17 protein-coding genes are annotated in these 21,821 nt (G+C 48.6%); 6 read left to right on the top strand and 11 right to left on the bottom strand.

Annotation, left to right across the window (positions count from 1 at the left end; genetic code table 11):
* Window positions 1-120: 120 nt before the first annotated feature.
* Window positions 121-2,001 carry a molecular chaperone HtpG gene (htpG, locus tag ACEN86_RS04065; protein ID WP_495633084.1) on the bottom strand — a complete coding sequence of 627 codons (1,881 nt, stop codon included), beginning with the start codon at window positions 1,999-2,001 and terminating at the stop codon, window positions 121-123.
* A 202-nt stretch (window positions 2,002-2,203) separates the two neighbouring features.
* Between htpG and ACEN86_RS04060 the strand changes: the two genes are divergently transcribed.
* Both ACEN86_RS04060 and ACEN86_RS04055 read left to right on the top strand, forming a co-directional pair.
* Window positions 2,204-2,302, top strand: a complete 99-nt coding sequence (locus ACEN86_RS04060) for a dihydroorotate dehydrogenase (RefSeq protein ID WP_127199447.1) — start codon at window positions 2,204-2,206, stop codon at window positions 2,300-2,302.
* Between the two features lie 207 nt (window positions 2,303-2,509).
* Window positions 2,510-4,153, top strand: a complete 1,644-nt coding sequence (locus ACEN86_RS04055; RefSeq protein WP_495633083.1) for an acetate--CoA ligase — start codon at window positions 2,510-2,512, stop codon at window positions 4,151-4,153.
* A 163-nt stretch (window positions 4,154-4,316) separates the two neighbouring features.
* On the opposite strand, the gene ACEN86_RS04050 is transcribed toward ACEN86_RS04055, so the two are convergent.
* On the bottom strand, window positions 4,317-5,237 hold the full coding sequence (locus ACEN86_RS04050) for an AEC family transporter (RefSeq protein WP_495633082.1): 921 nt from the start codon (window positions 5,235-5,237) through the stop codon (window positions 4,317-4,319).
* 26 nt (window positions 5,238-5,263) lie between these two features.
* Window positions 5,264-5,950 carry a metal-dependent hydrolase gene (locus tag ACEN86_RS04045; protein WP_495633081.1) on the bottom strand — a complete coding sequence of 229 codons (687 nt, stop codon included), beginning with the start codon at window positions 5,948-5,950 and terminating at the stop codon, window positions 5,264-5,266.
* 121 nt (window positions 5,951-6,071) lie between these two features.
* Here ACEN86_RS04045 and ACEN86_RS04040 point away from each other — a divergent pair, with 121 nt between their 5' ends.
* A complete protein-coding gene (locus tag ACEN86_RS04040; protein ID WP_495633080.1) occupies window positions 6,072-6,881 on the top strand; it encodes a PaaX family transcriptional regulator C-terminal domain-containing protein in 810 nt (269 codons plus the stop codon).
* 259 nt (window positions 6,882-7,140) lie between these two features.
* Here the strand turns inward: ACEN86_RS04040 and ACEN86_RS04035 are convergent, their stop codons facing one another.
* The 3 genes from ACEN86_RS04035 to ACEN86_RS04025 all read right to left on the bottom strand — a co-directional run bounded on the left by ACEN86_RS04035 (window position 7,141) and on the right by ACEN86_RS04025 (window position 10,583).
* Window positions 7,141-8,523 (bottom strand): amino acid permease, encoded by a 1,383-nt coding sequence (locus tag ACEN86_RS04035; RefSeq protein WP_495633079.1) that lies wholly within the window; start codon window positions 8,521-8,523, stop codon window positions 7,141-7,143.
* A 273-nt stretch (window positions 8,524-8,796) separates the two neighbouring features.
* Complete coding sequence (locus ACEN86_RS04030) at window positions 8,797-9,756, bottom strand: metallophosphoesterase family protein (protein ID WP_495634210.1); 960 nt, start codon at window positions 9,754-9,756, stop codon at window positions 8,797-8,799.
* 83 nt (window positions 9,757-9,839) lie between these two features.
* Window positions 9,840-10,583 (bottom strand): hypothetical protein, encoded by a 744-nt coding sequence (locus ACEN86_RS04025; RefSeq protein WP_495633078.1) that lies wholly within the window; start codon window positions 10,581-10,583, stop codon window positions 9,840-9,842.
* A 384-nt stretch (window positions 10,584-10,967) separates the two neighbouring features.
* Here ACEN86_RS04025 and ACEN86_RS04020 point away from each other — a divergent pair, with 384 nt between their 5' ends.
* A complete protein-coding gene (locus ACEN86_RS04020) occupies window positions 10,968-11,465 on the top strand; it encodes a VanZ family protein (protein ID WP_495633077.1) in 498 nt (165 codons plus the stop codon).
* A gap of 53 nt (window positions 11,466-11,518) precedes the next feature.
* Here ACEN86_RS04020 and ACEN86_RS04015 read toward each other — a convergent pair whose 3' ends face one another.
* Window positions 11,519-13,024, bottom strand: a complete 1,506-nt coding sequence (locus tag ACEN86_RS04015; protein ID WP_495633076.1) for a TROVE domain-containing protein — start codon at window positions 13,022-13,024, stop codon at window positions 11,519-11,521.
* 515 nt (window positions 13,025-13,539) lie between these two features.
* Between ACEN86_RS04015 and ACEN86_RS04010 the strand changes: the two genes are divergently transcribed.
* The gene (locus tag ACEN86_RS04010) at window positions 13,540-14,847 is read left to right on the top strand and encodes a helix-turn-helix transcriptional regulator (RefSeq protein WP_495633075.1); all 1,308 of its coding nucleotides are present in this window, start codon (window positions 13,540-13,542) and stop codon (window positions 14,845-14,847) included.
* Window positions 14,834-15,658 carry a WYL domain-containing protein gene (locus ACEN86_RS04005; RefSeq protein WP_495633074.1) on the top strand — a complete coding sequence of 275 codons (825 nt, stop codon included), beginning with the start codon at window positions 14,834-14,836 and terminating at the stop codon, window positions 15,656-15,658. The genes ACEN86_RS04010 and ACEN86_RS04005 overlap by 14 nt, the downstream gene beginning before the upstream one ends.
* A 294-nt stretch (window positions 15,659-15,952) precedes the next feature.
* On the opposite strand, the gene ACEN86_RS04000 is transcribed toward ACEN86_RS04005, so the two are convergent.
* From ACEN86_RS04000 to ACEN86_RS03985, 4 genes are all read right to left on the bottom strand, one after another.
* Complete coding sequence (locus ACEN86_RS04000) at window positions 15,953-16,504, bottom strand: RNA 2'-phosphotransferase (RefSeq protein WP_495633073.1); 552 nt, start codon at window positions 16,502-16,504, stop codon at window positions 15,953-15,955.
* A gap of 500 nt (window positions 16,505-17,004) precedes the next feature.
* Complete coding sequence (locus ACEN86_RS03995) at window positions 17,005-17,466, bottom strand: DIP1984 family protein (RefSeq protein ID WP_495633072.1); 462 nt, start codon at window positions 17,464-17,466, stop codon at window positions 17,005-17,007.
* A gap of 58 nt (window positions 17,467-17,524) precedes the next feature.
* The gene (locus tag ACEN86_RS03990) at window positions 17,525-20,110 is read right to left on the bottom strand and encodes a metallophosphoesterase (RefSeq protein ID WP_495633071.1); all 2,586 of its coding nucleotides are present in this window, start codon (window positions 20,108-20,110) and stop codon (window positions 17,525-17,527) included.
* A gap of 2 nt (window positions 20,111-20,112) precedes the next feature.
* Window positions 20,113-21,387, bottom strand: coding sequence for a class I SAM-dependent methyltransferase (locus ACEN86_RS03985; RefSeq protein ID WP_495633070.1), 1,275 nt, complete (start codon window positions 21,385-21,387; stop codon window positions 20,113-20,115).
* Between the last annotated feature and the right edge of the window lie 434 nt (window positions 21,388-21,821).

The raw sequence follows: 21,821 nt of genomic DNA, 5'->3' as shown, positions 1-21,821 counted from the left end.
TCCGCATTCGCTTAGGAAAAACAAAAAAGAATCCCCCGCTCCGGCTAATCCGGGAACAGAGGATTCTTGATACCAACAGCGTGTCTACTCCCTAACGCTGCGGGTTAGACTGCCATGATCTCACACCATAATCTTGCAGATATTATTCGTAAATTCAACCGGATCGCTTACCGGTAGCCCTTCGATAAGAAGAGCCTGATTGTACAGCAGGTTCGTATACAGCTCCAGCTTCTGTGGATCGCCAGCTTTAGCGTCCTTCAGAGACTGGAACACCTCGTGATTCACATTAATCTCAAGCACCTTGTCGGCCTTCACATCCTGGCCGCTTGGCATTGCCTTCAAGATCTTCTCCATCTCGATGGTCAGCTCCCCTTCGGTAGACAAGCAGACCGGATGGGTCTTAAGCCGCTTTGACGCCTTGACTTTCGTTACTTTGCCCGTAAGGAAGCTCTGCATGGAGTCGAACAGTTCCTTATTAGCACTCTCTTCCGAGTCGGACTGCTCCTTGTCTGAATCAGCTTCAATCCCAAGATCACCGCTGGATACCGACTTAAATTCCTTCTCCTTATAAGTCATAATCACCTTAAGGGCGAATTCATCGATATCATCGGTCAAATACAGAATCTCGTAGCCTTTATCCAGAACCAATTCAATCTGCGGAAGCTTCTCAATCCGTTCGATTGACTCTCCTGCAGCGTAGTAAATATATTTCTGATCCTCAGGCATTCTAGACACATACTCATCCAGCGTAACCAGCTTCTTCTCCTTGGAGGAGTGGAACAAGAGCAGGTCCTGAAGCACTTCCTTGTTCATTCCATAATCGTTATAGACACCGAACTTCAGCTGACGACCAAAAGAAGTATAGAACCGCTCGTATTTCTCCCGCTCATCCTTAAGCAAGCTGACCAGCTGGCTCTTGATCTTGCTCTGAATGTTCTTCGCGATCAGCTTGAGCTGGCGGTCATGCTGCAGCATCTCCCGGGAGATGTTCAAGGACAGATCCTCGGAATCGACCATCCCTTTCACGAAGCTGAAGTAATCCGGCAGCAGATCGCCGCATTTGTTCATGATCAGCACGCCGTTCGAGTAGAGCTCAAGGCCCTTCTCATATTCCTTCGTATAGTAGTCGAACGGCGTATTCTCAGGAATGAAGAGGATCGCGTTATACACCACAGCTCCATCTGCCTTGATGTGGATATGAGACAACGGCTTATCGAACCCATATCTTTTCTCATTGTAAAAGTTCTCATAGTCCTCGTCCGTAAGCTCGCTCTTATTCTTTCGCCAGATCGGAACCATGCTGTTGATGGTCTCTTCTTCCACCTTCTCCTCGAACTCGTTGTCGCTGCCTTCCTTAGGCTGGCGGGAGGTCACATCCATCTTGATCGGATAACGGATAAAGTCGGAATACTTCTTGATAATGCTTCTGAGACGATACTCGTCCAAATATTCATCATACTGATCGTCTTCCGTATTATCCTTGATCTTGAGTACAATTTCCGTACCTACGGAGTCCTTGCTTGCGGGCTCAATTGTATATCCGTCAGCCCCCTCGGATTCCCATTTGAAAGCCTCATCGCTGCCAAATGCACGGCTGGTCACGGTGACCACATCAGCAACCATGAAGGCCGAATAGAACCCGACCCCGAATTGGCCGATGATATTGTGTCCGTCCTTCAGTTCGTTCTCATTCTTGAACGCAAGTGAACCACTCTTCGCAATAACGCCGAGGTTGTTCTCCAGCTCCTCCGGACTCATCCCGATCCCCGTATCGGTAATGGTCAGCGTCCGGTTCGCCTTGTCGGCAGTAATCTTAATGAAGTAATCTTCCTTATTGAACACCAGGGTGTCATCACTTAGTGCCCGGTAATACATCTTATCGATAGCGTCACTGGCATTGGAAATGAGCTCTCTGAGGAAAATTTCCTTCTGGGTATAAATGGAGTGAATCATCATATCCAGGAGCCGCTTGGATTCAGCCTGAAACTGCTTCTTTGCCATGATTGTAATCTTCCTTTCTTTGTGGTTCTTTGTTATTCATTTTAGCACTCGATCATACAGAGTGCTAATTCTTATTTTTATATATCATGGGCCCCAAAGCGTGTCAATAGATGTAATTGCTCATTGGCCCATGCGGATGGAGGATGGCTCGCATAATCTGTATTGTTCTGATAAGTGTTCTTCGAGAGAGGAGGAGACATTCATGGGTGGAGTTGGTGGCGTTGGCCTTGGAACTTCTACAGGAGCCATTTTGGTTCTGTTCATTTTGCTCGTAATTATTACTAGTGCTTTCATGGTGTAATTCTCAGCCCCTTTCTTATTGGATATAGAATCAAGGCTTAAAGCCTCCCTATGTACCGGGAGGCTTTTTGGCATTTCAACTTGATCCATTCACAGAACATCTGGCCTAAGAATCATCCTGCAATTTTTCTCAGTAAGTTCACTTTCTTGTTGATTAAGCCCTAACTTCAAGGGTTATACTAGTACTTGGTACTAAGTTAATGCCATAATGAGGAATACTACATTTTATTTAACTATAAAGGAGAGGTCCCCACTGAATTTCGAGCAATGGAACGCACCTGAACAGTATAATTTAACGTCAGAAATGGAGAACCACCCCTCGGACAGGCTCGCGCTGAAATGGTTAAGCGATCAGGGAGACTACGAAGAGATTACTTATGGAGAGCTGCTGAAGAAGGCGAATCAACTGGCAGGCGGCCTGCAAAGGCTGGGGCTTGTCAAGGGAGACCGGGTACTGGTCATGGTTCCGCGCCAGATTATCGCTTATGTCATTTACCTGGCATGCCTGAAGATTGGCGCTGCGATTATTCCTTCTTCAGAGATGCTGCGTGCCAAGGATTTGTCTTATCGCTTCGGGCATTCCGAAGCCAAAGCCGTGATCACCTGGGCCACTCTTACTCAGGAAGTGGACAAGATCGAGGAAGAGCACCCGAACCTTGAGTACCGTATTGCCGTCAGCCACGGAGAAGCTGAAGGACAAGCTGCCCCGTCCGGCTGGCTTAACTTGTCCAGTCTGATGGAGGGTGAATCGGATGAATTCGCTGCAGTTCCGACCCATCGGGATGATATCGCTATTCTTGCCTATACCTCCGGCACGACGGGGAATCCCAAGGGAGTCATTCACAGCCATGGATGGGCGTATGCCCACCTGAAGATCGCTTCCACGCTGTGGCTGGATATCCAGCCGGGCAATATCGTCTGGGCAACGGCCGCACCCGGCTGGCAGAAATGGATCTGGAGTCCGTTCCTGTCGGTCCTCGGCAAGGGAGCTACCGGATTCGTCTATCACGGTTCGTTCCAGCCCAATCAGTACTTGAATCTGATCAAGGAATACGGGATCGAGGTGCTCTGCTGTACTCCAACGGAATTCCGGATCATGGCCAAGATCGATCATCTGGGAGATTATGACCTCTCTTCTCTCCGCAGTGTGGTCTCCGCAGGAGAGCCGCTCAATCAGGAGGTTATCGAAGTCTTCCAACGCGTGCATAACCTTACCATCCGGGATGGTTACGGTCAGACGGAGAGCACACTGCTGATCGGGAATCTTATGGATTCCCCGGTTCGGCTCGGGTCCATGGGCAAAGCGATCTCACCAGGTCTGATCGAGATTGTAGACGAGTCCGGAAGTCCGCTGCCACCTGGTGAGGTGGGAGACATCGCCGTTCACCTGGACATGCCCGCCTTGTTCAAGGGTTACTATAAGGACCCGGATCGCAAGATGAGCAATCAGCGCGGGGAGTATTTCGTGACCGGGGACCGTGCCCGTGTCGATGAGGACGGCTACTTCTGGTACGAGGGGCGTAACGATGATATTATCATCAGCTCCGGATATACCATCGGTCCATTCGAGGTGGAGGAAGCGCTGATGAAGCATGCCGCCGTAAAAGAATGTGCCGCGGTGGCAAGCCCGGATGAGATCCGGGGTGCTGTGGTGAAGGCTTTCGTCGTCTTGGTGGAAGGTGTGGAAGGAACTCCGGATCTCGTCAAGGAGCTCCAGAGTCATGTTAAGGCGCTAACCGCGCCGTACAAATATCCGCGGAAGATCGAGTTCGTAGGCTCGCTTCCGAAGACGAACTCCGGCAAGATCCGCAGGATTGAACTGCGGGAGAAGGAGTACTCTTCTAAGGAATAGGATGCAAGGGTAACAACCAATCCGTGAGCATGCGGATTGGTTGTTTGTTTTGTGCCAGCGAAGGTCCGTGATGATTATACAGTTTGAGCTTGGCAGGAGTGTGAAAAGGTTCTGGATAAGCGAGCGTTCGCCTTCGCAGCCAGAACTCCCTGAGAATATCGACCTAGAACAACGTCTGCGACAAGTTAATCACAAAGGTTAAGGTAATGCTGCTGAGGAGCATGGATACAAGTACCGCCTGGGCTGCAAATTCCGGCTCGTTCCCGTATTCCAGCGCTAAGGATGCGCTGTTGCGTGAGGTAGGAATGGCGCTTGCAATGAATAGGGCCTGGGCCGTAATCCCCTGAATATTCAGGATATGGATAATGCCATAAGCCACAATAGGGGCTATGACCAGCCGGATCATACTGCTGAGCAGAACCGTAGACGTATTCCGGTGAAGCTTCGCTGATGCAATCTGGGCTCCGATGGAGACGAGAGCGAACGAGAGCATGCCGCCCGCGATATCAGATAGCGGGCTCAGGATCGGATCTGGAATCTGAACATTCAGCAGATGCAGGATTGTTCCGGCAATAATAGAGTACAGGACCGGCATTTTGGCGAACTGGATGAGAGAGCTTTTTAACCCGGCAGCTGCCTTGCTCGCATTTAATATCCCGTAGGTAAAAGTAGCGAATAGTTCAAATACCACCACGATAATCTGAACGGACATCGCAAAGGGGTCCTGCTTGAATGCCAGCGCATTGACCGGAATCCCGACATTCCCGTTATTCGTTAGCGAGATACTGTTGGAGAAGCTGGCTGCCAGCGGCCGGGGATGATGCAGCAGGCGGCTTGTGAGCAGGCCGATCAGGACGACAGCCACGAACTGCAGCAGCAGGAAGCCAATCACCGAGAAGAGCAGGCTAGCGGAGAGGCGGGCTTCGTATATTTTGACAAAAGCAAGTGCAGGTACGTAGTAGTACAAAATTAATTTGGAGAATCCCGATAGGTCGAACCGGAATTTACGATGAAGCAGGGCTCCAATCCCGACGGGAATCAGAATGGGAATAATAATGTGGTAGAACGTATACAGGATCAACATGGCACAACACTCCTAATTCGTCTGATCTATATGGTTATCGTCTCGCCTGGTGTTAAGCATCTCCCCTGTATGCCCACTCGGGCCAATTCGCTTATAAATGCATTTCCGTCTTGGCGGATCGGCGGGAAGGTATCGAAGTGAATGGGAACTACGCAGCGGGCCTTAAGCCACTCTGCCGCAGTAAGGGCATCCTGCGGTCCCATGGTGAACCGTCCTCCTATCGGCAGGAAAGCCATATCTATGTCAAATCTCTCCCCAATCCATTTCATATCGCCGAACAGCCCTGTATCCCCGGCATGATATAGAGTAACCTCCCCCATCTGCAGCACAACTCCGACCGGCACTCCGGCATACAGGATCTCCCCGTCGCATGTTGTAATGGAAGATGTATGCAAGGCTTGAGTAAGATGTACGTGACCGAAATCATACCTCCATTCCCCGCCCACATGCATCGCTTCCGTTCTCAGTCCTTGCTTCGCCATATGAATAGCGAGCTCTTCAACTGCGATGATGGTGGCGTCATTCTGCTTTGCAACCGCGGCGGCATCGGTGATATGATCAAAGTGACCGTGCGTCAAGATCACATGCTGTACATGAATATCCTCCGGGCTAGTAACCGCAGCGGGATTGCCTGTCAGATACGGATCGATAATCACCGAATGATCGCCTTCCGTTACCTGGATGCAGGAATGCCCATGAAACTGAATTTGCATATAAAGTCCTCACTTTCTTTTTATAATTAATTTATTAACGATCGTTGAATTTATTATTATATAACATGGTGTTAGTTGTCAATATTTGTTTGCCATCATCCTGTTTATGAGGAGCCGAGCAATGTTATCCGTAGAGAAACAAATCCTTTATCTAATCTCCAGCACCCTTGATATTGATGTAAAAACCCTCGTCGATATCTATGAAGCCAGGGAGGTATCCCCTCAAATTATCCGGAATTCATTGTCCCGGCTGAAGAAAGACGGGTACATCGAATCCACTGAGCGGTCACGCTACGCCGTGACCCCACTCGGTTCTGAATTCATCCAGACCATTAACCGCAAGCCGCTGCTCATTGAGCAGCAGTGGGATGGCGTCTGGCACATGGTCATGTTCGAAGTGCCCGAAGCGGATCGGAAGAAGCGGGATGCGTTCCGCAGCGGCCTGCTGCAGTTGGGTTTTGGTCTGCTGTATAAGAGTGTCTATATCTCGCCTTGGGACTATACAGAGGACGTGCTTCGTCTTGCCGATAATCTAGATATAACTGACTGGGTTACCACCTGCGAGGGGAGTTTTGTCCATAATGGGCTTACTCCAGGGAAGGCTCGGGAAATCTGGAGTCTTAGCTGCCTGAACGAGGTATATCTGGCCAAGCAGGACTGGATTCGCAGCCATTTCTCGCCGTCCCTTGAGCGCTTGCTGAAGGAAGAACCCGTGAATGACCGGGCACTGTTCGTCCGCTTTCTGGAGCTTGGTGAGATCATTGCGGAGCTGGGGCTTAGCGATCCGATCCTTCCGGAAGAGCTGCTTCCTGAGGAGTGGATAGGAAGATCCTGCTTCCTGGAATATCAGCGCATGCTGCGTACCATCGCAGGTGCAATCCCCGAGCATTCGGCATATCGGGTGTTCGTGAATCGCTTTACTGCGAGCTAATAGCTGCCAGGATGATGGGTCTAGGTATGTCCCAGACATCTCTCCTGCTGCAAAAGAAAACAAGCCCGAGCACACCGTGCCCTGGCTTGTTTCTGTTAAGTTGAACTACTCATTCACACGTAAGCAGCCTTGTGAAATATTCCCAAGGAGCACGAGGGCAAATGCCTCGCTCTCCAGCCTCATTTCACATCACACTCTGATATGCGACTAATTCAATTTCGATAACCAGTCTTGCGAAATAGCTTAACCCCGATATCTCTTAAACCTCGTCAATATCTTCCGTTCTCTCCCGCTTCCCTAAGCGGAACACATAGTAACCCGCAATCACGATCGCCATGAACACAATACCGACAATGAGAGACGTCTGAGTATCTGGATTGAACCACATGCCAATGATCACGAGGAACAAGAAGATAATCGTAACGTAGTTGCTGATCGGGAAGAACCGCGACTTGAATGGATGATCTCCCATCTCGTCCTTCCACTTCTTCCTGAATTTGAACTGGCTGAATGCCAGAGCGAACCAAGGCACCATGCCGGGAAGTACGCTGGCACTGTAAATATACAGGAACAGCTTCGAGTTCGGCGCCAGATAGTTGAACAGCACACCGAGAAGCAGCATGGAAATGGTTATGATAATACTGTTTCTGGGCACCCCATTTTTGGACACTTTGCCGAAGAACTTCGGTGCTTGTCCGTTCTTGGCCAGCGTATACAGCATTCTGCCCGCACTGTAGATCCCGCTGTTACAGCCGGACATCGCCGCAGTAAGCACCACGAAATTGATAATTCCTGCGGCAGCTACAATCCCAACCTTGGCAAAAGTCAGTACGAACGGGCTGCCGATCTCCCCGATCTGATTCCATGGATAGAGTGTAACGATGATGAAGATCGCACCCACATAGAAGATTAGAATGCGCCAGATAATGTTCTTGATTGCTTTGCGCAGGGTTAGCTTCGGATTCTCCGCTTCACCTGCGGTAATCCCAACCAGTTCAACCCCTTGATAGGCCGCAGTGACAATACAGAGCGCGAACAGGAAGCCTTTGAGCCCCCCGGAAAAAAATCCGCCATGGCTGTATAGGTTCGACAATCCAATCGGATGTCCGCCATTCCCAAGACCAAAGAAGATCATTCCCGTTCCGATTACAAGCATAAAGCCGATCGCGACTACCTTGATGAGCGCGAACCAGAATTCGAATTCCCCGTAGAACTTTACCGCTGCCAAATTGGCTGCTGCGATAATAGCCACGCCTGCCAAGGCCGGCAGCCATTGCGGAATATCCGGGAACCAAAAGCCCACATACACGCCAATCGCGGTCACTTCCGCCATCCCGACCGTAACCCAGAAGAACCAATAGCTCCAAGCGGTCAAGAACCCGGCCAGCGGGCTGATATACTTATGGGCAAATGTAGCAAATGAACCCGTCAGCGGTTCAACAATCAGCATCTCCCCCATGATCCGCATAACAAAAAACATAATAATCCCGACAAGCAGATAGGCCAGCAGCACCGAGGGTCCCGCCCACTTGATCGTACTGGCCGACCCCATGAATAGGCCAACGCCGATCGTGCCTCCGAGTGCAATCAGCTCGATATGCCTCGGCTTCAGCCCCCTGTTTAATTGTTGTTTTGATTCCAAACCGAACGCTCCCCTTCGTTAATGTTCATTCTCCGTCGTTAATGATCTGGAAGACGTCCCTCCATAGCATTACAGAGATTTTATGACAAATACCGCTTAAATTCAATGACAGAACGTAGGCATTTACTGGGGAAGTCGCTGTTTTTGAGGCGAAAATAGTCCAAATAGCAAAAAACCGCAAAATTGCGGTTTCTCCAGGAGCATAGCTCCATCATTCGCCGCTGCTTGCAGTATGAATTCGACAGCAGACGCGCATGAAGTTTTTTTTGCGTGCTAATTCACCGGTACGGTAATAGTCCCTTGCTTGGTGGTTATGAACACCTTATTAGGTTTAAGCTTGGTGTTAACGGTTACGGACTTTTGTCCACCAAAGACCACGGTCTTCGACTTGCTGCGGTAAGTGAACGAGGCAATGGCAGGCTTCGGAGTCGGGCGTACATCGGTGCCCGCTCCGCCATTTCCATTCAACACCGCAGGTTTCCCGGCGATACTGCCGCTGAGCAGGCGATCATGTATATGGCTAACCAGAACAAGCTTCACATTGGGCGACTTCCTCAGTTTAGCAATGAACTTCTTATCAGCCGCTGTGGTAATCGGGAATGCCTCCCCGCTCGGAAAGTTCTTGAACGATCCAACCTTCGGAGGGACGTGCATGACGACCACCACATCTTTTGCCGTGGTAACCGCCTTACCAAAGACACTTAAAGCACTTGGAGTGATGCCATAGACCGTGCCTCCCGAGACCGGGCCGATATCATTCAGCATGGCAATTCTTAATCTGGGAGTATTGAGAATATAGCTCAACTCGTTCTCCTGCAGTTCCTTATTCCCTTTACCCGGGCCAATAATGCTCTGGTACAGAGTGAGCGGTCCGCCGAGGCCGGTTCTCTCGTGATTGCCCGGTACCATGAAGAAGGGGATCTGGTTCTTTTTCACAAAATCTGCTGTTACAGCTTTGAAATACCGGAGCTGCTCCTCTGTTCCCGATCGGACGGCGTCACCGCCATATAGAATGAACAGCGGCTTGGGCTTGATCCGGCTCGCTGCCTCCAGACAGGAACCAAAAATCTGAAACCGCCGAATCGCGTCCTGTTTGGCCTGCTTCATCGTCTGCTTGGTCGCGTCTCCCCAGTCAAACCAGGTGTCCCCAAAGAATACAAAATTGAAATCCTGTGACTTCCGGGCTGCAATCCTCTTCTTGAGAACCGCTAATGAAATATCCGTTAAAGTCATCCCTGCCACTAGCCTCTCCCCCATGTTCACTTCATTTGCTCTTCCCTCTACAGCTGCCAGCAACCTGGACAGTCCTTGAGAGCTTACGAATACGTCACGATACGAGACACCCTGGATCGATCCAAGAAAGTAATTGTAACCTTCGAGCCCTCCTTCGGGTTATAACCCGTGATCGGGTGGAGGGAGATGCCCGTCTCCATGCCGCTCGACTGGGGTCCCCGATTCGTGGCAACGGACCCAAAGTGGGGCTCGCTCTGCCGTACAATCCAGTGGCTGTACCATACTTTGTCAGGATTATTCGCGGCTTGCGTATTCCACTGACAGTGGCTCGCGCTGCCTTTTTGCCAGAATAGGTATTTGCCATTCTTGATATCCCACAGCTTATTCGGTTTCCTGAAGCGAATGCCCACACAGTCTCCCGGGTACACGGTATTCGGCTTGCGTGGAGAACCTTTGGGCGGCTGCGAGCATGGGTTGCCTGGAGGAGGGACGGGTCGATCCAGGTTCTTGAATGGGGTGATGTCGATGCTCTCGAGGCGAGTAACGGGGAAGAACAAATATTCTAGGAATATGGAGTTCTTGTCACTACTCTTGCCTATGCTCCAATGTCTGAGCAGGACGCCCGTTACCGACTTCAAATTCGTGGTATTCAAAGTCCTTGATAGATGCACCTTGGTATTTCCAAGCTTAGTTACCGCCCCTACAAATCTTCCGTTATGAACACAGTGGCAGGACCCTGAATAGGTCTGACATTGATCTGGCTTGCACTGTCCCATGGGCGGTCTATACAGAATTCCAACGCATGAGCCCTGACGGATCGTCGCCAAAGCCGCACCCCCTTAACGTTAACTGATCAGCACTATACTGTATGAATATACGGGGGGAGTTGTTTGGGTGATGGACCGGGGTGGAGGACCGGGGTGGTGAACATAGTTAATGCACGGAATTTTAGCGACAAATTAAATAAATCCCCAACAGCTAACCGTGATGAGTTCATTTATTAAAATGAGCTCTTTTTCATGGTCTGCCATGAGGGGATCATACCTGGTTTATAGTTACTGACGAATTTCGCTCTTGGATTCTCACACCTGATCCTTAGGGTTCTACATCAAACCTTAAGAAAAACGTTATCTTTTCCCCAATATTTCGTAAATATTATCCTTTATCTTTAGTAGTGTAAGGACAACATGCATCAGAAACGGGGAGTTATAATGAGAGTTAAGCGCATGAGCTTCAGCATGATGATTACGGCTATGTTTGCAATGTACCTCTATATTGTAGTTAAGGTAATTCTCTTTAAGTTTCACAGTATTGATCCCCAATTCATACAACACCAGCTTATAAAACACCTGCATAGCCCCAATTTGATTAAGGACCAATTGATCTTTAATGCCAATTTCATCCCATTTCATGAGATTATGGATTATTTTGAGCATGCGAGCTTTCACAGCTTAATTAACTTTATTGGCAACATTGTGATCTTCATCCCCTTCGGGATCCTGCTGCCGCTTATATTTAGGGGAATGTCCAACCCCTTGTCGAAAGTGCTAATTATGTCTTTCACCTTCAGTCTTGCCCTGGAAACGGCCCAGCTTATTTTGGCCATAGGCACTTTCGATGTGGACGATCTGATTCTGAATACATTTGGGAGTGTGCTGGGGTATGGGATGTTTTTACTGGGGAACAAGAGGGTTATCTCTGAGCATTAGAAAAGGCCCCGATAAAAGTCGGTGGCCATATCCTTTAGATTAGAATTATTGTTCTAAAATGAACTGTCCATGTCAAGCGCCCTCACCCGTTCGACCAATGAAGAGTAGCCTTCTACGGATTGCGAGATATAGGAAAGCACAGTATCACTCCAACCATAAATGTAGAAGGTCTGTGGGTCGTGATCCGGTACCATCGCATGCCGATAAGGGGCGATATCGATGATGAACGCCTTAACATCCCGGTTAATCTTGGAGCGGTACTTTCTTAGCTGCTCATAGAACGGACTGCCGCTGTTCTGCTGCTCGTCCGTAATAATAATAATTTGGTCTACCTTCTTCCGCTCCTGGATTAGCTTCCGAACAGGTGCCCCCGTATCGGTCCCCCCGCGTGAATGAATCTGCGCAGCCCGCGTAAGGATACTGTCCCTGCGTGAAGGCTTGGCGTCCATGACTTCTGTATCGAATAGCCAGAACAATGAGCTTCCCCGGGTCTTCTTATACATAGCAAGCGCAAATACCGAACCGATCTCCAAATATTGGCCATTCATCGAACCTGATATATCTAGGAAAATGGCCGTACGCTCTCCGATCTCGGGCAAGTTGTTGAACGTAAGCTCAGCAGCTTCCCGAAGAGTATCCTTGAGCTCGGCATGCTCCACTTGGCGGAAAGCCGTTGCTAACCGGAACGGCAGAATTTTAGCCTTTCTTAGCGCCTGCTCATCCGTTAGACGGTTCACGATATAATCCAGGTTGCGCAGATCTTCTAAGACACCGGCCCGCTGCAAAGTATTCATATGCCGGAGTAGGGCGAATGTTGGCATTTGGTACAGCAGTGCTTCCCAGACTGCCCTCGATGGCTTAATTACACCCGTAACAGTCTCATAAGGCAGCTTACCTCGTTCTATCCACTCGATCTGCTCCGCTTCAGTGGAAGCGAGCTTCAATTTTTCCAGGGATTCTACCTGCGGCAGCAGGGTTAGGTTGGCCTCAAGTCCCCGCAAGTATCGGAACAAGGCCTGCTGCTTCAAATCCTCCGGCTTCGGATGCGCGGTTGCAATGGCGTCGCCCAGACTATAACCGCGGCCCCGCCCGTTATATTTCATGGCCCAGTATTCAGAGACCTGGGACAGGAAGCGGTTGACCTGCCGCTTGACCGCCCTCCCCCCTTCTCCGCGTCCGAGCCCCTTCAATATGGTCAGGAAATCGGACAAATCTGAAGGAATCCGAACCACCTCCAGGAAGATCTTCGCTAACAAATCCTGACGGTACATGGAGAGGACCGCAAGACCGAACAAAGGCTGCAGCCGCATGAAGCCTTCACGCCGGGCAAATACGATCGCTTTAGCCATGAATTCCGGGCTGCTGGTCGCCATCTCATGGTGCAGCTGCTCCGCTCCTGCAAGTAATTCATTTTGATCCGCATAAAAGGTGTTGCTTAGTGTATTGGTCAGCAGAGTCTGCAGATACTGCTCTTCCGCGGACCTAGTGAATGCCGGGTACCGTTCTTTATTTAAAGTATCTGGTCTTAGAGAGCCAAATAATTTCTTAGCTATGCTCATAATTTGAAGCCTCCTTGTATTACTTGGTGAGGAAAAAGCGGGATAGGCTTGCTGCAGGAGTCGAACCTGCCGTAAAGCCCGGGGTATTGCCTTGGGTCGATAAGCTCGAAGTAGCCCATCCCAGCGCCTCACAAAGTATAAATTATTAAAATGCAGCGAGGGTCGAAGGAACCCTTTCTGGCGCCTCGCTTCATTATTCATTTAAGAAGAACACCGAGGAAGTTGGCCGGAAAGGTACAATGCTGCTCTACCTACTGAGCTATCCCCCGCTAGGGGAAGTTGGACTCGAACCAACGACCAGCCGATTAGAAGTCGAAGTAACCCTTCCATGCGCCTCGGTTGTTCTTTGCGAAGCCGCCACTTGATCGTGTTCGGCTTCTGGTACTATCTTCACTCATTTTGGAAGTCACGAACATGGCGAAAGTATTACGATGCATTATAAAGTTTTCCATTTCACCCCAATCTCTCCCCTGTTACAATAAAAGGAAGATGTATCGCGAGAACGGGGGATTTTTGTGGCTAAGGAAAGCTTTGATAAAGAAATTCAGTTCCTTCGGATGCTGGTGCTGACCAGCGGCGCATTCAATAGACAGCAATTCGCTGAGCGGCTGGGGATCTCTGTACATACTTTTGATAAAACAATACGGCGGCTAAAAGAGGTAGCAGCCTCTGCACACCCATCCCAGCAAGAAACGTCGAAGGAGTTCTCCGAAACTCTTCGGTACAGCTATTATGATTCCACTGATCCGCTGCTGCTGTTCCTATTCCGCGCCAAATCTGTGAAGGAAACCGAAAGCCAAAGAATCTCGCTGCTGCTCGGGGCGCTGAATGAGCAGGCCTTGACCGCCATGGAGCTTCTGGATGTATGCTGCGGCAGTCTGCCTGCTGATCTTGCGCTGCCCGATGAGAAGACTATACGTTCAGATCTTAAGTACCTGGAGCAGGTTGGCGTAATCCGCAGGGAGCCGGGACCTCGTCCCTACCGGTACCGCATTCAAGACGACATGATACGAAACTTAACAGAAGATGAGCTCATCGACCTGTATGATTTTGTGGATGTCATGGCGAACACCCAGATCCCTTCCGTGCAAGGTTATCTGCTGCGGGATGGACTTAAGAAACATTTTCTGCGTGGTCAGGAAGAGCATTACGGCATAGAGCCGTTTTTGTATAAGTACCACTATTATTCGCGAATTTTGGATGAGGCCCATCTATTCACACTGCTAAACGCCATCCGACAACACCGTAAGGTCCAATTTGTCTATTTCTCACCAAAGTCGGAGAAGAGCTATACCTCCAAAAATACCAATCCCTTATTTGAACGGGAGACGAAAGGCAAAGTCGAAAAAACGCTTCCTCTTAAAATCGTCTACGATCATCAATACGGACGATGGTATTTATTGTCCTACGGCAGAGAGGGAATCCGAAAGTACCGGATGGAAGGCATCACCCAGATCGAAGAGGATGAATCTGTCCCGGAGGATGTATTTGAGGCAAGGCAGACCGAGCTTGCGGAAAAAACGCAGTATAGCTGGCTGATCGATACGGGTCGGCCGGTGACAGTACGTGCCCGATTCTATAAGCCTGAAGGCTCCGCCCCTGATTTTGTGATGAAGCGGGTAAAGCTGCAAGGACAGTGGGGACAGATTGTCGCTGAGGATGAATACACTTTTATTTACGAAATCACGGTGAACGGAACGACAGAAATCAAGCCATGGCTGCGCAGCTTCGGTTCAAGCTGTGAAGTCCTTGAGCCAGTTCAATTCCGGCGGGAAATGATTGCCGAATGGAAGGAGATTCAGGGCTATTATGAATCTGTTTGAGAAAATCTTTAACCATCAGATCATCACCCGGCTCGAAGATTCGGGCACCTTCATGGTCACCTCACACGAACGTGCATGGCTGAAGACGATGCTGGAGCATCCTGCAGCGACGGAAGCGTTCACGGCAGACACCCTGGAGAAACTACGCTCTGTTCTTGAGATAGATCAGATGATGGATATCTCTGAGCACTTGGTAGAGAAAGCCCGGAGCAAGGAGAAACACGTATACCATCCACTCCTGCGGCCCCTGCGCCGGCATATTATGAACAAGACAGGAATCCGCCTAACCTATGAGATTAAGGGTGGACGTGTGAACAGCGAGCATTCGGGTTATCCGTACAAATTGGAATATTCCATGATTAAGAGAGAGTGGTATCTTCTGTGGTATCGGCTGCGGCATCGCGCAGTCATGTGTACCAGTCTGGACATGATTCACTCTGTCGCTACTGAAGGTATTAATCCGTCTGCAGCAGACTCCATTATAGAGAGAATGAGACAGACCCTAGAATCACGCAAACAAGAGGCAATAATTGAAGTGGTCCGTGATTATAATGCGGAGCTATCTCGAATCCTGTACGCTTTCTCCAGCTTCGAGAAAGAGGTTCAGTATGATAGGGAGAAGGATACGTACCGGGTCAAAGTGTGCTTTTTCGGTAATGAGAGTGAGTATCTGCTGTCCAAAATCCGCTTTCTGGGAAAACGGGTCCGGGTTGTGGAGGGAAATTACTTGAAGAGGCGCATGCTGGAAGCATCAACGAAGGCTTTGGCACGTTATGGCGTAGGGTCAGATGCGGAGGAGTTGTCGTCTTAGAATAAGGAGCGTAATTCTATAGCTAAACTTTATCATGAGACTAGGTATTTCGGATGAGCTAACAAGCTAACAAAACAAAAAGAGGGACCCAGTGTCCCTCTTCTTATTTCCTCTCCGACAAAAACTTAACATAGACTAACTTTTCGATGATATCCATTCATTGCCTTAATCGCCTCCGGAACATAAATCCTTTCGTTCCTCCCAAAGCATCCCCAACGACCACGCCGTACACTCCGTCTTGATTCTATCGTACCGACGATCTTCCATCACTTGCATCCCTCTATTATGTTGAAGTTAATCCCATACCGACAGACTCTGTGGCGGAACGTCATCTGCCAGCCATACCTCGTTACCCGCATAGTAAAAGGTGACTCCCATTTGCATCGCACTGCGTGTATCCACTTTAAGAATTACAAGCTCACCCCGGCGGCTACCTGCCAATGTGGCAAAATGAGTCCCCTCTGACAGGTGAACATACTGCCGACCCATAGAACGCAGTCCTTCTTCTAGAATTGACGGCAGAGCCATCTTATTCGTACCATGATACAACACGTTCGGCGGCTCACCTGGGACATAGTTGACTTTATCATGGCTGTGACCATATCTGGCTCGTATTCGGCCATTTTCGATTTTAAATCGCTGCTTGTCCGAATTGCGAACTACCTGCTCTATATCTTCTTCTGTAACCCCTGACCACTTGGGCTGCTTCCGAATAGCCTCCAATATGGTATCCACCGGACATGACCCATCCTCAGGGTCTAACACCACACCAAAATCCTCGGGCGTATGCCGGAGCAGCTTGGTCATGAATTTGCTTAAGCTTTTTTCCATTGTTTGATTTAACATGTATTCTCTTCACACCCTATTGCTTCTTGCATTTAACTTCTATGTAATAGAAATTATACCTGTTCCAGATAGACTCTAGTGGGATTTATTGGTTAAACTCAAACTTTCTATAGTTAGAGACTATTAAATATTAGAGTATATTTTGGTGGTAGGCTTGTGAATAGATATTCCAGCAAAAAAATAAGAGCCCGCTGAACCAGCTAGCTCTAACATAGTTATGAAATTCATAACCGGGCAATTTCTATTTCCTTTCGAATGCATATGTCCTTATCAGTGCCTCCTATACAGCCTAACCCCTTCCCCACCCTCACCAACCAAAAAACCAGCATTCGGTAGTAACAGTAATGTGTACAGCTTACTCCCATGCTAAACCGCATTCTTGTAACAGTACTGGGCTTATTAGTCATTATTTTAGACGTGGCCCTGCGTCTATCCATGGAGGTCCAACATACCCGTTGGCGGGTTATGCTCGCTTTTTTTGGTATGGTTACCTCCGGCTGCTAATCTTCTATAAGCACAGTTGTCCAGTTCAATTCTTGAATTTTGAAATCGAATTCTCTATAGGCCTTTGATAATTCATCTACTTGGCTTTGTATTAATCCAACGTCAACAGTTCTTTGAAATTTCACCTCTGATCGACTGAATCTATCTTGTTTTATTGCTGCTTGCTCTAAGACTTCATTAAGCACTTTACGCTTCTGCATTAATTTATCCCGCTCTGCCAATGCATCTGAAATCGATAGCGTTTTGTTGAACGGAGTCACCGCATTAGTTTTATTGATCTTTCTGATCCAGAGCGTCAATTCATCGAGACTCCTATCCATTTCTAAAAGTAAAGATTGGGGATCCTCGGCAGGTTGTTCTCCTTCCTGTACCTTAACCACTCGTTCAAGCCGCTGCTTGACTTGAGCTATTTTCTTCTGACAATCGGCCCGAAGAACAAGGGCTTCTGCAAGTTTCATAGTTTCCCTCCTTAATTTATCCTCTTTGATTCAATCCTCAGAGAACGCCATCTACTAATCACAACCGCGGGTCGATCTCCCGCTCCTTGGCCACCTCAAATAACAAGTTGGCCGCAATCTCTTTATAGCCCTCATGCTCTGGAGCAATTTCATCAAATGGAACCGCCAGCATTTGCATACCGAGCGTGTATTCGTTCAGCGAAGTGCGGAGCTTGGGACTTACATTCTTTTGCCTCAGCAGCTTGCGGTACTTATGCGGGAACTTGTAGTCATAACCGTAAATAATGGACAAATAATCAGGATTTCGCACCTTCATGAAAGGTACGGTCCGTCCATCCCATCTCTCCGGTTTGATGACAATCCCCTCCATATGCTGCTCCGTCGTTAGCTTGGAGAAATAACGTTCTGCTGCCTCCAGACTATCCGGCTCGGACAAATCAAGCGTAAGCGCCTCGTCTTCGGACAGAAAACCGTACATCTCAGAGGTCTTCCACTCCGGGATTTCCTCTCTGCCATCTTTATAAATGATTTTCAGAATTGCAAAAGGTTTATACTCCATATCTCCCTGTTCAGCATAAATCTCCAATTGCCTCTTATACGTGCTGCTGGCCTCCAAGTGCTCTGCCAAAGGCACACAGTTATCCCGAATTTCATGGATGTACTTATAGTTTTGATATACATTTGAGCCGTATTTGTCACTCAGGGCGGACTTGGGCATTTGGTGCTGGTCTTTTTCAAAGCCGCTCGTCTCGTAATAAGTAACTAGCTTATTAAAAGACTGCTCAAAACCGTTCTGCTGCAGGAACCGCAGCTCTGTCTCCAGCGCTTTCTCAATCGGTTCAAACTGCCTGTCGATCAGGTTTGAGCCCATTGCCATCCATGGGAGGAGCTCTCCGTCCAGAATCATCATCTCAATCTGCTGCTCTTCCATGTACCCACCGAACTTGTGCAGCAGCTTACTGTAAATCTCCGATAACTCCACCTGTTTCACCTTGTAGCCATTGCGACTAACTGCATAACACTGCCCTTCATCCTTATGCAGATAAACGTTGCACCTGGAACCCATATATTTCGGCTGAAGAACGACATGGTTCACACCGCGTTCCTTGAAGTAACCAAGCCCACGCTTCAAGGACTCGAGCTCATTCCTCGCCTCATCCTTATCCGCAGGTGACATCGTACCTGAGATAAAATTGATTTTATGCCTTGAGCAGTACCCAAGTCTGCGGATATCATCCTCGCCCAGGTCCCGAATGGACACCTTTCTCTCTTCCTTGAAGAGGACATGCAGTTCTTCGTTAATAACTGCGTTCCGGGATTTGTGTGACTTCATAAACGGTTTGTACGAAATGCTGACCGAGGTCAGCATATTACCGTGTACACTCCCAGTGTCGATATGAATTTTGTTCCCGATACGGAAGGTCTTCTTGGCAGCAATGTGCCCGAACACGTGGAACGGGTGATTTTTGACCGATTCCTCCTTCAGAAAAGCCAGCTGCTCCTCAAGTGGAGCCTCCCGGTCAATCCGGAAATTACGCTGATGGCGGACGGAATTCGTATCCAGCTTTCCGATATACTTCTTCCTGCACGGAGCATGAGTCACATAGAAGGAAGGTCCGTCCACCCCCACATAGCGATAAAATGGCATTGAAATGGCTACTAGATGTTGAAATTTTGCCAGCAATTCTGGATCTTCCCGCAACACTAGAGTGGAGTCAAAATAAGTATGGAGCAGCTCCTGATCGACGCCATGAATGTCCCCCTTTATATACTTATCAACGAAGTTCTCATGATTACCCAGTACAAGGTGGAAATGCTCCTGATTATCATACAGAAACTGAATAATCTCCTTCGTTTGTTTGCCTTTGTCAATCCAGTCTCCGACCAGGATGATCTTGGTCTTCTTCAGCTTATCCGGCACAATCAGCTTGCCAGCGTCGATTTTGTACCCATGATCGAGCAGCAGTCCTTGGAGATCATCCACACATTCATGAACGTCGCCTATAATAATGTACTGCTGATCTTGAGGAAGAACGGTCGCCAGGTAAGCATCCAAATCCTCGATAACAATATGGTAATCAGGATTCGGCTTGCCTTCTTCAACCAGGTAAAAGTCCTTAGCGCGCAATTTATGGATTTTACCGTAGTCCTCGCGAGCAAGAGACCCGAGCACATCCTTTCTTAATCGGTTAAGATGGTTCGTAATCAACCTCTTCGAGCGCTCCGATGCATAATAATCCTCCCGCTTGCGGTAATCAAAGACAATCACCTCAAGATTGTAGTTATTCTCAGCGGTAATCTCCTTCACCTTGGCCCGGAAATCCTCGGATAACCCGGTCGTATCCACTATGACAAACTCCGCATTCACCGGAAAAGACGTCGCCATCTTCAATCGCTCAAAGAGCAGATGAAAAGCCTGTTCGCTGGCCTCCAGCATTACCTGATCATATTTGTCATAGTCATATCCAAGCACTTCCTGCCGGATCTGGTCGGAGGATAAATACTGCACGTTGGCCCTGATATTCCGGCCGGAATCCGCAAAACGCAGACCGGGAATCAGCACTTCCTTGGCAAATGTGGTCTTGCCGCACTCCGTTGTACCAATCAGCATGAAGACCGTATGTACCTTTGTATGAATGTTCACGGTCAGCCCCTCCTTTTCCTAAGAATGACACCCTGTGTCGTCTGAATATCGTTAACGCCATCCCCGATGGCTACAAACTCCGCATGCAGATCCGGTACCTTCATTTCATCCACTACACCCTGCATCCAATCTTGAAAATCCGCTTCGCCCATTTCCCATTTATGGTCGTCATGCCGGAAACCGCTCAGCTCATAATAAGGATTAAAATCAGCGTTAGGCGTTGTGATAATGAAACTATCGAAATCCACCTGTTCTCCAATTTGATGGATCAGCTGCCTAGCCTCATCCTGACTCATATGCTCGATAACCTCAGTTAGAATCACATCGACCTGTTCTCCGTTATAGCTGTCCAGGAATGCATCAATCGAACCAAAAGTCACCAGGTTGCCGATCTCCTTGGACTCTGCCTTGCGGTTAACCTTCTCCAGCAGCTCCTCATTAATGTCGATGGCATAATAGCTCATCTCAATTTTGCCGGCAAAAGGAATCGCATAAAATCCCTCGCCACAGCCCACATCCAGGATATATTTATCAAATGGCAGCACACTTCCGATATAATTCCTCCGCTGCATTGAGGTTCCTCCGTAGGCGAACTGAATATCATACCTATCCGTCCGCTCAAGCTCCGCCTTGTACTTCTTAAACCGTTCCCTCGAAGACAAGAAATTCCGTACAAACAGATTACGGATATAGAAGGGTGCATCAATCACATGGATGCTCTTGATATACTTATCCAGGACGCTGTCCGAGATATCAATGTACTCATTGCCGAACATCGAGAGGAATAGACAGAGTACACTTGTTGCGTGAAGCAGGTGATAAAGACTCTTCCGAGTCGTCACCGTGAGCGAGTAGCTCTTATGCGCCAGGTGTGTAATGTCGAACGAGAACTCTTTTAGATGCTTTTCAAAAAACTCAATATACTGGACCTTTTCAATATGTATCATGTTGATGAACAGGGTATGCTCGTAGCCCTCTGTGTCCCGTGTATCGTGTGCCTTCAGCGGCGTGGAGAAGAATTCGTTAATCGCATTCAGCGGAAACAAGGGAGTGTTGTACCTGGAGACGTTCAAATACTCGAAGTTCTCCTGTTCATTCTGTTTATAAGAAATTTCATTATCCGCATCTTTAAAATACACGTTAAACGTCAGCTCATCCGTGTACCATCCGTACGCGGTTCCCTTGCGAACAGAGCGAAGCATCATGCCGGAATTCGGATTTTTCTTGATCAAAAATGAGAACTGCGGGTTGGTGGATCTAACTTGGACAATCGCCATCTTAATCTACTCCTAGACTACAAATTGGAAACATCGGGCGAGGTAACCTTGGGCAACCTCGGTAAGCTGCTTCATGTGAAGATCCTCGAGGAAAAGGGTCGGATAGGTACAGAACTGCTCTACCACTGAGCTATTCCGCTTCTTCAAGCGGAAGCTAGATTCGAACCAGCGACCTGCCGCTTAGCAGGCGAAGTAACCCATCCATGCGCCTCGAGGATTTTGGCCGGAATTAACTTTCAACGTCGGCTCTTCTGGTAATATTTTCGTTTATTTGCGTGGAATCGAACAGGGTGAAAGTATTACGAGGGTGAAGGAATTAGAATATGGAGTGTCATTGAAAATGGACTAAGCCCTCTCCCTTTCTGTTTATTCATTACTAAGCGCCCACCTTACATCCCAAACAAAAAAAGGAGCCTCCATAGCTCCTTTTCCTA

Source organism: Paenibacillus sp. Paensp111 (assembly GCF_059492195.1).
This window is presented reverse-complemented; position numbering and strand designations above follow the sequence as displayed.